This is a genomic window from Flavobacteriales bacterium, assembly GCA_030584065.1.
Taxonomy (GTDB): Bacteria; Bacteroidota; Bacteroidia; order Flavobacteriales_F; family PHOS-HE28; genus PHOS-HE28.
The window spans coordinates 949,436-963,797 of the sequence record CP129489.1 but is presented as its reverse complement, the minus strand read 5'-3'; the positions used below and the strand labels follow the sequence as shown (position 1 = coordinate 963,797).

The 14,362-nt window shown below is 65.1% G+C and carries 10 protein-coding genes; 9 read left to right on the top strand and 1 reads right to left on the bottom strand.

The annotated features are described in order from the left end of the window. Positions 1-115 precede the first annotated feature (115 nt). The 9 genes from QY325_04095 to QY325_04055 all read left to right on the top strand — a co-directional run bounded on the left by QY325_04095 (position 116) and on the right by QY325_04055 (position 9,045). Positions 116-1,144: a MoxR family ATPase gene (locus QY325_04095; protein ID WKZ67111.1), complete on the top strand. Its 1,029-nt coding sequence runs from the start codon at positions 116-118 to the stop codon at positions 1,142-1,144. Positions 1,145-1,231: 87 nt separating this feature from the next. Next, complete coding sequence (locus QY325_04090; GenBank protein WKZ67110.1) at positions 1,232-2,119, top strand: DUF58 domain-containing protein; 888 nt, start codon at positions 1,232-1,234, stop codon at positions 2,117-2,119. Further along, the gene (locus QY325_04085; protein WKZ67109.1) at positions 2,116-3,030 is read left to right on the top strand and encodes a hypothetical protein; all 915 of its coding nucleotides are present in this window, start codon (positions 2,116-2,118) and stop codon (positions 3,028-3,030) included. Before QY325_04090 ends, QY325_04085 begins: the two co-directional genes overlap by 4 nt. Before the next feature lie 25 nt (positions 3,031-3,055). After that, positions 3,056-4,099: a VWA domain-containing protein gene (locus QY325_04080; GenBank protein WKZ67108.1), complete on the top strand. Its 1,044-nt coding sequence runs from the start codon at positions 3,056-3,058 to the stop codon at positions 4,097-4,099. An 8-nt stretch (positions 4,100-4,107) separates the two neighbouring features. After that, positions 4,108-5,241, top strand: a complete 1,134-nt coding sequence (locus QY325_04075) for a VWA domain-containing protein (GenBank protein ID WKZ67107.1) — start codon at positions 4,108-4,110, stop codon at positions 5,239-5,241. Next, positions 5,238-6,041, top strand: a complete 804-nt coding sequence (locus QY325_04070; GenBank protein WKZ67106.1) for a hypothetical protein — start codon at positions 5,238-5,240, stop codon at positions 6,039-6,041. The genes QY325_04075 and QY325_04070 overlap by 4 nt, the downstream gene beginning before the upstream one ends. After that, positions 6,038-6,541 carry a hypothetical protein gene (locus tag QY325_04065; protein WKZ67105.1) on the top strand — a complete coding sequence of 168 codons (504 nt, stop codon included), beginning with the start codon at positions 6,038-6,040 and terminating at the stop codon, positions 6,539-6,541. Before QY325_04070 ends, QY325_04065 begins: the two co-directional genes overlap by 4 nt. A 3-nt stretch (positions 6,542-6,544) precedes the next feature. Beyond that, complete coding sequence (locus QY325_04060; protein WKZ67104.1) at positions 6,545-8,290, top strand: BatD family protein; 1,746 nt, start codon at positions 6,545-6,547, stop codon at positions 8,288-8,290. Next, positions 8,287-9,045, top strand: coding sequence for a tetratricopeptide repeat protein (locus QY325_04055; protein ID WKZ67103.1), 759 nt, complete (start codon positions 8,287-8,289; stop codon positions 9,043-9,045). Before QY325_04060 ends, QY325_04055 begins: the two co-directional genes overlap by 4 nt. Positions 9,046-9,058: 13 nt before the next feature. Here QY325_04055 and QY325_04050 read toward each other — a convergent pair whose 3' ends face one another. Continuing rightward, positions 9,059-14,356, bottom strand: a complete 5,298-nt coding sequence (locus QY325_04050) for a hypothetical protein (GenBank protein ID WKZ67102.1) — start codon at positions 14,354-14,356, stop codon at positions 9,059-9,061. Positions 14,357-14,362: the final 6 nt, after the last annotated feature.

The window sequence follows — 14,362 nt, the reverse complement described above, 5'->3', positions numbered from 1 at the left end:
TCAGCGGGGCGATCGCAGGGGCGGCCGGTTAACACACTTTAACCGCACTCCGGCAGCATGCGCTGAGCGGCGGCAATCACCTTTGCGTGAGGCCTTGAGCATCAGGCCAAGAACCATGGAATCCACCCTGCAGAGCGCGGAAAGGCCGGTAACCGCCGATAGCATCCGGGCATTGAACGACCGCATCCAACAGGCCAGCGCCTTCGTGGACCTGATCGACCGGGAGATGGAAAAGAGCATCGTGGGCCAGAAGGACATGGTTCAGAAGCTCATGGTGGCATTGCTGGCCGATGGGCATGTGCTGCTCGAAGGCGTTCCGGGCCTGGCGAAGACCCTCGCGATCAAATCGCTCGCGCGCACCATCGATGCGGGCTTCAGCCGCATCCAATTCACGCCCGACCTGCTCCCTGCCGATCTGATCGGCACGCTGATCTACAGCCAGCGTAATGAGGAGTTCACGGTGAGGAAAGGGCCCATCTTCAGCAACTTCGTACTTGCGGACGAGATCAATCGCGCTCCGGCCAAGGTTCAGAGCGCCCTGCTCGAGGCCATGCAGGAGCGGCAGGTCACCATCGGGGCCACCACGCACCTGCTTCCCGAGCCCTTCCTGGTGCTGGCCACCATGAACCCCATCGAGCAGGAGGGCACCTATCCCCTGCCCGAGGCGCAAACGGACCGCTTCATGCTGAAAGTGGTGCTCGACTACCCGCGGCGCGAGGAGGAGAAGCTCATCATCCGGCAGAACACGCGGCCCGGGCCGTCCCCTGAGCCGGCCCTGGTGGTGACGCCCGCCGAGATCATGCAGGCCCGGCAACTCGTACGGGAGGTGTACATGGATGAGAAGATCGAGCAGTATATCGTCGACATCGTCTACGCCACCCGCAAGCCGGACCAGTACAAGCTGGGCGACCTCACCAGCATGATCGCCTTCGGCGGCAGCCCGCGCGCCAGTATCAACATGGCGCTGGCGGCCAAGGCCTTCGCCTTCACCAAGCGCCGTGGCTATGTGATACCCGAGGATGTGCGTGCCGTTTGCCCTGATGTGCTGCGGCACCGGATCGGGCTCACCTACGAGGCCGAGGCCGAGAGCATCGGCGTGCGCGAGATCATCGACCGGGTCCTGAACACGGTGGAAGTCCCCTGAGCGTGCGGGCATGCGCCCCGGCCAGGCGGCGAAGCGCCTCTTCCGGCCCGGAGCCAGCGCCCATGCGACCATGAACAGCGGCTCATCATGAATACGGCCCGGCATACCAAGGAACTCCTCAAGAAGGTGCGCCTCGTGGAGCTGAAGACCCGCGGCCTGAGCGACCACATCTTCAGCGGGGAATACCACAGCGCCTTCAAGGGCCGTGGCATGACGTTCAGCGAGGTGCGTGAGTACAGTGCTGGCGATGAGGTGCGCACGATCGACTGGAACGTGACGGCGCGCTTCGGGCATCCTTTCGTGAAGGTCTTCGAAGAGGAACGCGAACTGACGGTGATGCTCATGGCGGACCTCAGCGGTTCGGAGGATTTCGGCAGCGCTTCGCAGCTCAAGCGCGAGCTCATCACCGAGGCCTGTGCCACCATCGCGTTCAGCGCCATCAAGAACAACGACAAGGTGGGCCTCATGCTCTTCACCGACAAGGTGGAGAAATTCATCCCTCCCAAGAAGGGCCGGGCCCACATCCTCCGCATCGTGCGCGAGCTGATCGAGTTCAGGCCACAGGGAACCGGCACCGACATCGCCGATGCGCTGCGCTATCTCAACAGCGTGATCAAGAAGCGGAGCATCGCGTTCCTGGTGAGCGACCTGCTGGCTGACGGCTACGAGGATGCGCTGAAGATCGCCAACCGGCGGCATGACCTTGTTGTGCTGCGCACGAGCGACCCCCGCGAGGACGAGCTTCCGGCAGTGGGCCTGGTGCGCTTCACGGATCCGGAGAGCGGTGAGGTTCGCTGGGTGGATACCGGCAGCAGGAAGGTGCGAAACGCATTCCGTGCCGCTGGCCTGAAGCATCGGCAGCGCACACGCGAGGTGCTCCGGCGCTGCGGTGTAGACCACGCTGTCATATCCACTGCCGATGGCTACGTACGGCCGCTGATGCGGCTCTTCAAGGAGCGAGAGGGAGGGCGATGAGGATGCTGACCATCATAGGAGGGCTGCTGCCCCTGGCCTCCATGGCCCAAGGCCATGGTCCCGCCTCCGCCGCGCTCGACCGCTCCGAGCTGCGGATCGGGGAGCAGGCCGTGGTGACCCTGCGGTGGTCAGGGGGAGCCGGCGTGGCGTGGCCCCTGATCGGCGATACGCTGTCGACCAGGATCGAGGTGGTCCGAAGGGCTCCCATCGATACAGCCGAGCAAGGGGCGGTACTGGAGCAGCGCATCACCGTCACCAGCTTCGATACCGGCTACTGGGCCATTCCCCCCTTCCGGTTCGGGGCCGGGCAAGAGGTCGTGGAATCCGCCCCCCTGCTCCTGCATGTGTTGCCATACGCGGTTGATTCCCTGGCCTTGCCGAAGGAGCCGAAGCCGATACATGCGGCACCCTTCAGCCTATCGTTGTGGATTCGCGAGCATGCCGCATGGATCGCCGGGGCCTTGGCCATCGCATTGGCAGCGGCCCTCGCGCTGGTGCTGGTCCGCCGCATGAAGAACCGGCAGGCGCGGCCTGTGGAGGTAGCCCCGCTCCTTCCGCTGCACGAGCGGTACCTCCTCGACCTGGACGCACTCGAACGCGAGCGGCTCTGGCAGCAAGGCGAGCACAAGGCCTATCAATCCCGGCTCACGGACCTGCTCCGGGGCTACATCGAGGAACGCTACCAAGTTCCCGCCTTGGAGCGCACCACCGATGAACTTATGCAGGAGCTGAAGGTGAGCCCGCTCTCCCTCGAGCAGCAGTCGTTGCTCGCCAATGCGCTGCGCTCAGCGGACCTTGTGAAGTTCGCGAAGGCACTTCCCTCGCCGCAGGAGAATGAGCAGTTGATGGCCGCTGCGCGCCGCCTGATCCGTGAAACCGCCCCTCCTCCCCCCGTCCATGCGAAGCCGTAGGGACATACTTGTCTGGTGGACCTGGATGATCGCAGCGATCCTTGCGGTAGCGGGCGTAGCTGCTCAGGTGCTCGGGCGGTACGACCTTGGGTCGCCCGGCATGCTCTGGCTCGGGTTGGCGCTGCTGCCGGTGCTGGTGCTGCAGCTGCTGCGCGACCGCCGGCGCGACACGGCCGTTCGTCTGTCGGTCCTCACGGCCCACCTGCCCTCCCGCCCATCTGTCAGGGTCCTCCTGAAACCGGTACCCTTCGCCTTGGGCCTGGCCGGTTCGGGGATCCTGCTCCTCGCTTTGGCTCGCCCCTTCAGCCGCGATAGCCACGAGGACGTGCATCAGGAGGGCATCGACATCGTCATTGCCCTCGACATCTCCGCCAGCATGCTCGCCAAGGACCTTCGGCCCGACCGGCTCCGGGCCTCGAAGCGCGTGGCCATGGAGTTCATCGACTCACGGCCCAATGACCGCATCGGCCTGGTGGTGTACGAGGGCCAAGCCTATACGCAATGCCCCATCACCACCGACCATGGCGTGCTGAAGGAACTGTTCGAAGAGGCTCGGAGCGGGCTGATCGAGCAAGGCACGGCGGTGGGCATGGGCCTGGCCACGGCCTTGAACCGGCTGCGTGAAAGCACCGCGAAGAGCAAGGTGGTGATCCTCCTGACCGACGGGGTGAACAACACCGGCACCGTGCAGCCGATCGATGCCGCATACATCGCCGAACAGCTGGGCATCAGGGTGCATGCGATCGGCGTAGGCACGCGCGGCAAGGCGCTCTCTCCAGTGGCCCGATACGCGAATGGCCAGTATCAGTTCGACTATGTGGACGTGGACCTTGATGAAGCCACGCTGAAGGAGGTGGCCCGCATCACCGGTGGACAGTACTTCAGGGCCACCGATGAGCGCCGGCTGAAGGAGATCTACGACGAGATCGACCGCATGGAGCGCACCCGCTTCGAGGTGCAGCAGTTCAGCGTCCAGGTGGAGGAGTTCCACCCCTTGGCGCTGGCCGGCTCATTGCTGCTGCTCACGGGCTTCCTCTTCGACCGCACGCTGCTGAGGGGCATGGCATGAAAGGAGGCGTGACATACCGATGGGGCCTGGCGGCGCTCTTCAGCGTGCTGCTGGAGGCGCTGCTATGGGCGATGACGGCCGTGCTCTGGTGGGCATTGGCCGAGTTCATCCCCGCCTTGCGCTTCAACCGGCCCGAGATGGCGTGGGGTCTGCTGGCCGGCCCATTGGCACTCCTGCTCTTCATCCTTGACACGGCGTGGCGGGACCGCGCGATCAAGCGCTTCGCCTCCAGCGCCACCCAGTTGCGCGTGATCCCTGCCGTATCGGGTATGCGAAACCTCACCCGCTATGCGCTCTTCCGCGCGGGGCTGCTGCTGGCTGCGGTAGCACTGCTTGAGCCTCAGTTGGGCTCGCGACCCGAGGAGGTCAAGGCGAAGGGAATCGACCTGGTACTGGCACTCGACGTGAGCAACAGCATGGACTGCGAGGACCTGCGCCCGAGCCGCATGGTGGCAGCCAAGCGCGCCATGGAGCAGCTCGTGGACCGGCTTGGCGGCGACCGCTTGGGCATCGTGATCTTCGCGGGCGACGCCTTCGTGCAACTGCCCATAACCACCGACCGCGCGGCGGCGCGCCTTTTCATCCGCACCATCGGCACTGGATCGGTCCCCAACCAGGGCACGGCGATCGGCGCTGCGATCGACCTGGCGCGCCGGGCCTTCGACACGGAGAGCGCAGCCGGAAAGGCCATCATCGTCATCACCGACGGGGAGAACCACGAGGATGATGCTGCGAGCGCTGCACAGGCAGCAGCGGCGGCGGGCATCGTGGTGCACACGGTGGGCATGGGCACTCCGGAGGGCGGCCCGATCCCGCTTCGGCGGAACGGGCAGCTGCAAGGCTTCCGGAAGGACCGCTCAGGAACCACGGTGGTGACGCGGCTTGATGAGGCGCTGCTGCGGCGCATCGCTCAGGAGGGCAACGGGACCTTCGTGCGGGCCACGGCAAGCAGCACGGGCATCCTCGAGCTCGTGGATCAACTGAAGGCGATGGAGCAATCGGATACCGGCACAATCCGCTATACCGCCCATGAAGCGCAGTTCCAATGGCCACTTGGCGCTGCGATGGTGTGCTTCCTCCTCTACCTGCTGCTCGGGGAGCGGCGCAACCCGCGATCCGCTTGGCGGACGGTCACCGCATGAGACGAGCGGCCACCATATCGTTCCTCGCGCTGATCGCCTGCGGCTCGCCGGAGGAGCGGACGGCGATCGAGGCGCTGCGTACCGGGGCGCGCGCGTATGCGGACAGCGCCTATGCACGCGCGGACAGCGCTTTCGCCTCGGCGCCATGGGATGAAAGGGCCGTTTTCAACCGAGGCAACGCGAACCTCATGATGGGCCGTTATGAACAAGCGATTGCGCACTTCAAGGTGGCGGGGACCATGGACAGCTCCGCACGGGAGCAGTCGCGCATCCGGTTCAACCTGGGCAGCGTCAGCCTGGCCGAGGCCCGGGATGCCGACACCAGCGTCCTTCGCATGCGGCGCCAGCTCGGGCAGCTCCGCATCGAAGGGCAGGATATCGCCCGTGATGTGGCCACCTTCGTGCTCCGCGACTCCCTGACCCGCGAAGCGGACCGGTTGGAGGGCCGCATCGATTCAGCCTATGCAGCAGCCATTGCGCACTACAAGTCGGCCCTGCGCATCGCACCGCATGACGATGATGCTCGGCACGATCTGGTGCTTGCCCAGCAGGCCTTCGCCAAGCGGCAGCGCGAACGCGCAGCACGTGAGCAGCGCGACCGTCAGAAGGAAAAGGACACCGAGTTGGGGGCGCGTGCGCGGCTCATCATGCAGCAGGCCGATTCACTGGTCGAGCGCTATCGGTTCCGCCCGGCGCTGGAACTCCTGCAGAAGGGGCTGCAGCAGGACCCTTCGCTGCGGACGAAGCAGGAGTACATGCAGAAGCTCGAAACCGTGAACGAAGCCGCGCAGGCCCAATGACCACCAGGATCACCATCGGCCTCCTCGCCCTTGCCCTGCCGCTTTGCGCCATCGGCCAGCAGGCATCGGCGGAGGAGTACTTCAACCGAGCCTCTCGGGAATATGTCAAGGTGGACAAGAGCCCGGCCATGCGCATCCTGGATCAGGGCCTTCGTGCCCATCCCGGAGATCCGCGGCTCCTGAAGCTGGCCGAAGAGCTGCTGAAGCAGGACCGCCAGAATCGCGCTGCCCAGGCTCAGCAGGAGCAGCCCCAGGAATCGAGCGGCCAGGAGGAGAAGGAATCCGCCGATCAAGGAACGCCGAAACCCGAGGAGAGCGGGAAGGAAGGCGAGAGCCAAGGCGAAACCGGCGATGGCCGTCGGGAGTCCCGCTCCGGGCTCAACCGGCAGGACGCGGAGCGGATGCTCGATGCCGTGGATCGCAAGGAACAGGACGTGCAGCAGCAGGTGAGGGCCAAGACACGGCCCGCGCACCGCGCATCCATCGAAAAGGACTGGTGAACCATGATTGCCATCGCCCGCATTTCGCTTCTCCTCCTGCTGGCGCTCCGGCTGGTGAGCGCCGATGCCCAGGAGATCTCCTTCCGGGCCACGGTGGACCGGACGGCGATCGCGGCCGGCGATCAACTGCGGCTCACCGTCAGCCTTTCCAACGCCCGCGACCGTTTCGAAGCCCCTGACCTCGGGGGGCTGGTAATCGTCCAGGGTCCTTTCGAGAACAGCAGCTTCAATTACGTGAACGGCCGCATGAGCAGCTCGGTGAGCCGCACCTGGGTGCTCACAGCCACCAAGCCAGGCCGATACACCATAGGTCCTGCTCGGGCACGGGTCGGCGGTGGCACGATTGAGACCGAGCCCATCGTGATCGAGGTCAGCAAGGGCACGGCAGCGCCCACGGACCCGAGCGTCGCCCTCGGCCAGCAAGGCGACCCCAACCTGTTCATCGCCCTTTCCTTGAGCAAGCCCAAAGCCTATATCGGAGAGCAGGTAGTGGCCACCTACCAGCTCTACAACCGGTACGCCAGCCTTGAGGCCCCCCAGATGGATCCACCCAAGCTGAACGGATTCTGGAGCGAGGAGCTGGATGTATCTGGCGCACGCTGGGAGGAGAAGGTGGTGAACGGCATCGGGTACAGGGTGATCACCATCAAGCAGCAGCTGCTGCTGCCGCAACGGGCAGGGAGCCTGCGCATCGACCCCATGCAGCTCACGTGCGTGGTGAACCGCAGCTTCTTCAACCGAGGCAGCACCATCGAGGTGCGGAGCAATGCAGCGGTGCTCACGGCCCTCCCCTTGCCACCCAATGCCCCCGCGGATTTCAATGGCGCCGTGGGCGAGCTGGAGTTGTCGGTGAAGGCGGACCGCACTGCGGTCCAGGTCAACGAGGCCATCGAAGTGGAGGTGCGGATCAGCGGTCGCAGCAACCTCAAGCTCATCGATGCGCCCAAGCTGCAATTCCCAGCCGATTTCGAGACCTATGAGCCGAAGGTTGTGGATCGCATCAACGTGAGCGCTTCAGGCATGAGCGGCTCGCGTGGGTTCCAGTACACGGTGATCCCCCGTCACGACGGCCGCTTCGAGCTGGGGCCTGTCGGAATCAGCTTCTTCGACACACGGACCGGCACCTACCGCTCCCTTAGCAGCGAACCTTTGGTGGTGGAGGTGGCACCGGGCGCTGGCGGCGGCATAGCCACCTTGCAGAATCGCCCGGTGCGCAAGGATGTGACCGCCTTGGATACGGACATCCGGTACATCCCCACCGGCACATTCGGCCTTCGTGGGAAGGATGCCTACCTCTTCGGCTCCTGGCCCTGGCTGGCGGGCATGGCAGCGCCGCCGATAGCGTTCGGCCTGCTGATGGCCTGGCGCCGCCGGCGCAGGAAATGGCTGTCCGATGAGCAGGGTATGCGGCGGCGTGCTGCGGAGCGCGTGGCCCGGCAGCGGTTGCGCGCGGCATCCGATGCGCTGCGGAGCAACGATCCAGCCGTGTTCCACGGAGCGGTGTCCAAGGCCCTCCGCGGCTACCTGAGCGATAAGCTAGGCCTCGGCGCGGCCGAGGTCGGCGGAGCGCGCCTCAAGGAAGCGCTCGCCGCCGCGCCCGCTGCCGAGCAACTGGCCAGCGACTGCGACCGCCTGCTCCAAGCATGCGACCTTGCGCGATTCGCCCCCATTGAAGGCAAGCCGAGGCAGGAGGTCTACGACGAGGCCGTGAGTCTCATCCAACGCATCGAACGCTCCATGGCATCATGACCAGGGTACTCTTCCTCCTGCTTCCCCTCTTCCAATTCATGGCCCCGGCAGCCGCGATGCGGCAGGCCGAGGCGGATTCAATGGTGGCCGCCGGCCAGCGCGCCTATTCCGAAGCGGACTACGCCGGTGCCCTCACCGCATTCGATAGCGTGGCTTCACGGTACGACTCGCCGGCCCTCCAGCTGGCCCTTGGCAATTGCCACTTCAAGCTGGGCGATGTTGCACGGGCCGTGCTCCACTATGAGCGCGGACTTCGGCTGGCCCCGAACGATGCTGACATACGCGCCAACCTCGACCTGGCAAACGAGCAGGTTCGGGACCGCATCCCGGGTTCCAGCCATTCTCTGGGCAGGACCTGGCAGATCATCCAAGGGAATGACCCTGACTCCTGGGCCCGCAACGCCCTCATCGCCTGCCTCGCCTTATTCGCGTGCATGGCCGGGGCGCTCCTCACCAGCCAACGGCTGCTCCGAATCGGCCTTTGGGCCATGGCGCTCGTTGCGGCCATGGGCCTGGCGGTCTCCCTGACCATCGCTTCGATGAGGCACAGCGCGCTTATGCAGCATGATGCAGCCGTGGTGATGGCAGGCAAGGTGGAAGCGTTGGCTGAGCCCAGGCAAGGCGCGAAAGCCCTATTCATCCTTCACCGCGGCGCCAAGGTGGGCATCGCGCAGGAAGGGAATGGCTGGGTCGAGGTCGCACTGCCCAACGACCAAGTGGGGTGGCTCCCGGCCTCCGCACTTGAACGGATCTGAGCAAAGCCGACACCTATTCCACCATCAGCTTGCCGCGGAATACCCGGTCGCCATTGGTGGCGACCAGGATGTAGAGGCCAGCTGCTCGCCCAGCCCCTTGCCACCCCAGGCGCAGCGCCCCCTCTTCGGGCACAGTGCCTTCGTAGAGGTGGTCCACCAGGGCTCCATCCACGCGCAACACGCGCACATCCAGCCGCTGGTCCGTATCCAGGCCAAGCAGGGTGATCGTCGTGCTCTCGCGGAAGGGGTTCGGGTGGATAGAGCCATCGATTTCGGTCACCGCGCCATCTTCCTGCGGCCAATCGCCTTCCAGTGCCATGGCGGATGAGCCCGGGCAACGCAGATAGTTGTTGTTCATGGTTCCGCCCTGGTACCCTTGATTGATGTTGGCCAATGCGGAAGCGATCGTTACCAAGGGGTATTGCGCCACGCAGCCGCCGATGGCTTGGTCGGCGTGATTCACGAGCTGCTGCACCGTCCAGCCAGCGAAGGTGCCCGAGCGGACGATCATGTCCTTGAGCAGCACATCCGATGAGCTGAAGGAAGGATTCAGCTCATCCAATCGCACGCTGATCTTCAATGCGGCCAGATGGCCGAGAAGGGTATTGGAGATCGCGGTCCCGGGGTCCACGGTGGTGCCGCTGGGCAGCAACGCCGCCGTACCGGTGGTGGGCAGCGTATTGATGACGGCCTGGGCCGTGGTGAACCGAAGCAGGCGGCCGGAGCAGCCGATGGTGAGGTGGTTGGGCGCCGGGAAGGCCGCCGACCAGTTGTTGGCCATGTAGCCGGATTGGTTCGTTGCCGTGGCCGGCAGCCCCCAGATGCCCTGGGTCTCGGTGCGGATTCCCGTGCACGAAGCGGTGGAGAGGGTGATGGTGGTCGAGCACACGCTCGAACAGCCGTTCGCTCCGGTGACGGTGACCGCATAGGTGCCCGAGGCCGTTACCGAGGCCGTGGGGGTCGTTTGCGCGGGGCTGGTATTCCAGGCATAGGCATAGGGCGACTGTCCGCCCGTGGCAGCAACGGATACGGTGCTGGTGCTCGGGCTGGCGCTGCACGTCACGGTCGGCACCGGGCGAACAGTCACCGCCAGCGGGGAGGAGGTGCTGCTGCATCCCCCATTGGCCACCACCACGGTATAGCTGCCCCCCTGCGTGGCGCTGTAGGTGCTGGCCGTGGCGCCACTGATGCTCGACCCATCTCGCCTCCACTGATAGGTGAAGCCGGAGCCTTGGTTGGCTGACAGGGCCACGCTGCCCCCTGCGCAGAAACTGGTGCTGCCGCCCGCCGTGATGGATGCCGCAGGTGCCGAGGACACGTTGACATTGGTGCTGGCCGAAACGGTGGTGCACCCGCCGGCCGATACCGCAACACTGTAAGCACCGGTGGCGGTGGCGGTGTAGGTGCTGCCCGTAGCGCCGCTGATGGCCGCGCCGTTGTTGCGCCATTGGTAGGTGTAGCCCGTTCCCGTGGAAGCGCTGAGCGTCACGCTCCCACCGGTGCAGAACGTGGTGGAGCCGCCTGCCGTGATGGCGGCGATCGGTGCGGCCGTCACATTCACGGTGACCCCGGCAGAGGTCGTGCTGCAGCCGGCGTTCGTCACCGTCACGGTGTAGGTACCCGCCGTGGCTGCCGCATAGACGCTGGCTGTTGCACCGCTGATGGCGGTGCCGTTGCGGCGCCATTGGTAGGTGAGCCCGGTTCCGGTGTTGGCCGCAAGCGATACGCTGCCCCCGCTGCAGAAGGTGGTGGGGCCGCCAGCCGTGATGGAGGCGGCGGGGGCCGTGCCCACCGTCACGTTCACCGCTGCCGAGGTGGTGCTGCAACCGCCGCTCGTCACCCGAACGGTGTAGCTGCCGGCCGTGGAGGCCGTGTAGGAGACTCCCGTTGCGCCGCTGATCGCGGAACCATTGCGGAACCATTGGTAGGTGAGCCCCGTGCCGGTGTTCGCGTTCAGCGCAACGCTTCCGCCGCTGCAGAAACCGGTGGAGCCGCCGGCCGTGATGGTGGCCGCCGGTGCGCTGTTCACGGCAACCGCGACCGCCGCGGAGGTGGTGCTGCAGCCTCCGCTGGTCACTGTCACGGTGTAACTGCCCGCAGCGGTGGCCGTGAAGCTGCTGCCGGTGGCGCCGGTGATGCTGGCTCCGTCCCTCCGCCACTGGTAAGTGAGGCCGGTGCCCGTATTCGCGGAAAGCACCACGGTGCCGCCTGCGCAGAAGGTGGTGGGGCCGCCTGCCGTGATGCTCGCGGCAGGAGCTGCGCTCACGGTGACGCTCTGGCCGGCAGACGTGGCGCTGCACCCCCCCGAGGTCACGGTCACCGAGTAGGAACCTGATGCCGTGGCGGTGTAAGTGCTTGACGTGGCGCCACTGATGGCCGCCCCGTTGTTGCGCCACTGGTAGGCGAAGCCCGTCCCCGTTGCTGCGCTCAGGGTGACGCTCGAACCGGTGCAGAAACTGGTGGGGCCACTGGCGGTGACCGTTGAGGAGGGCGCCGGATTCAGCGTTACCTGGATCGCCGATGAGGTGGCGCTGCAGCCGTTGGCATTGGTCACCGACACCGTGTAGCTGCCAGCGGTGCTGGCATGGTAGGTGCTGGCCGTGGCGCCGTTGATGGCCGTTCCATTGTTGCGCCATTGGTAGGTGAGCCCGGTCCCGGTGTTCGCAGCGAGGGTCACGCTCCCCCCCGCGCAGAATACCGTGGTTCCTCCGGCCGTGATGGTCGCCGAAGGCGTGCTCTGCGTGCCTGCGCACTGGCAGTCGGCCGACCATACGTCATTGATGGTGCAGGGATTGTTGTCGTTGCATGCTGCGCCAGGCACAGCCGTGCCGCCCACCACCCCGGCGCAATCCGTGGGCGCCGTGCTGCAGCCGGCGCCGGTGAACCGGTAGATGACACGGGAGGTGTACGGCTGAAGGGTGACCGTTGCGCCCTGCACATTGCCGTCCACATCCTTCCAGCATCCGCTGGGCACGGAGAAGACCTGCGCAGTGGGCTGCTCGTTGGCCAGCAGCACGTGCGATTGGAACGGGTTGACCGGTACGGCGGTCACGCGCTCCAGCGACACATTGTCGAGGTAGTAGATGCCCTCTGTGTATAGGCAGGTGAACTGGCAGGAGCCCTGATCCGTGATGGTGCTCTGGAAGAAGTGCTCCACGTCGCGGCGATTGCCATCGAAGGGGAATACGCGCTCGCCCTCCTGGGTGGGCAGGTTCAGCTGGCTGAGTCCCTTGAAGCCGACGGTGAGCTCCCCCATCATGTCGCTCACCAGGCTGAAGCGCAGCCTGTACCAGCTGCCCTGCTGCAGCGGGACATTGGTGGTGTGCTTCAGGTTGTGCGTATTGTAGGTGGCATTGCTGGTGAAGCTCACCCGCAGGCTGCCGTTATCGAGCCGTGATGTGTTGTGGGCGAGCTGTCCCTGGCTGGGCCAGCCCGTCCAGCCGGTGACGTTCGATGCGAAGGTCCCGTTGGGCACGGGATTGGAGCCGAGCACCGAGGTGACCTCCATGCTGGGCAGGTACAGCGGGCTGCGTGTGGAGCCGGCATCCTCGCTGAAGGTGGCTTGCCAGCGCTCCAGGGCGAAATAGCGCGGGGTGCCCGTGTTGGTGTTGAAGAGGTAGATGCTACGGTCGTTGTAGGGGCTGAAGTACCTGTTGTTCGTGAAGGTGCCGTAGTCCACCCAATTGGGGCTGTTGCAATGGTACTGCCGCATGCACAGCTGGTCCTTGGTCACGCTATAGAGCACGTTGCCCGAGTAGACGGTATTGAAGGCAGGCACGTGATAGGGCGCGGTCGCTCCGGGGCCATTGTAGTTGCTGAAGTCCGAGACGCTGAGCTGGATCGCGTTGTTGTACAGCACGTTCCCCTCGATGCGGTTGCCTGAGCTCACCATGGTGTGGTCCACATGCATGCCGCTTGCGCTGCAATTGCTCACGGTATTGTCCTTCACCAGCGCGTTCTTGATGCTGGTGTTGCCGAAGTAGATGCCGTGGCACATCGGCACCGAGTTGATCCAGTTGGGCGCGCAGCTCTCCACATTGCCGATGAGGTCGCGGACGATGTTGTTGCGCACGATGACGCCGTCGGCATGGTCGAAGGTGATGCCACCGCCATCATTGAGGATGGCCATGGCATTGATGATCACGTTCCGCTCCACCAAGGCATTATTGGCCACCGCGATGCCGCAATAGCCGATGTTCTCCATCCGATTGTCCGTGATGGTGACGCCGGCGCCATTGAGCCGCATGCCGATGTAGCCCATGTCCTTCTCTCCCAGCCCGGGCACCATCGCCACGTCGCGCAGCGTACAGTGCGTCACGCTGGTATTGTTGTCCAGCAGGTAGATCGCCGTCCCGTAGGTCCTGAGTATGTTGAAGTGGTGGAAGCTCTGGTTGTTCCCGGTGCTCATCACCGCTTGGTAGACATCGGTAAAGGAGCAGTTCATGGCCTCCAGATCGGAGGTGCCGGAGACCCGGATTGAGGCGGTGTGCTGGTGCTTGAAGTGGAGACCGTCGATCTTGATGTGGTGGCGCTGCCAGCTCACGTACACGCCGAAGTCCATGACACTGGCCTCCACCAGCACGTTGTTGGGGTTGGCGTTGTTCGGGCACCACAGGTAGAGTTGCCCGGCCGCGCGATCCAGGAACCATTCCCCAGGGGCATCGAGCAGCGCCAGCTTGTTGCGCAGGAAATAGCCCCATTGCTGGCTCTGGAGGTTGTTTCCGGTGCTCGTATGCGTGAGCACCCCGTTACTGAACGCGGACACGCGGGCGGTATCGTAGCTCCAATTGGTCGTCCGGATCACGGCGGTGGCGCCGTTCCAGTAGCCGCTGGCCTGGGTGAGTTCGGCATCGGTGAGGCTTGTGCTGGTGGCCTGGTCCACGCGGAGCCAGCCCGTATTGGGGAAGCGCGCGATGGTCTGCAGGGCGCCATCCACGTAGATGTGCCGCACGAGCTGGGTCATGGGTGCACGCCAGATGTTTCCGCTGTGCTGGGTCCAGCCGGTCACCGCCACGCTGCCGCTGATGATGGGCTGGTCGCCCGTTCCGTAGGCGCCCACCTCGATGTAGGAAGCGGCCGTTCCGCTGCCGTTGATGTTGAGCTTTCCGCGGTAGGTGCCGCCGCGCTGGAAAAGGATCCGGTCACCAGCCACTAGCGAGAAGGAGATCTGGTTCACGCGGTCGATCGTGCGCCATGGAGTGGATGAGCTGGTGCCGTTGTTGGCGTCGTTGCCGGTCGGCGAGATGTAGTAGGTAGCCGCCTGAGCCGCTGCCGTGAGCAGCAAGAAGAGGAAGAGGATGGGATGGCGCATGGGCAT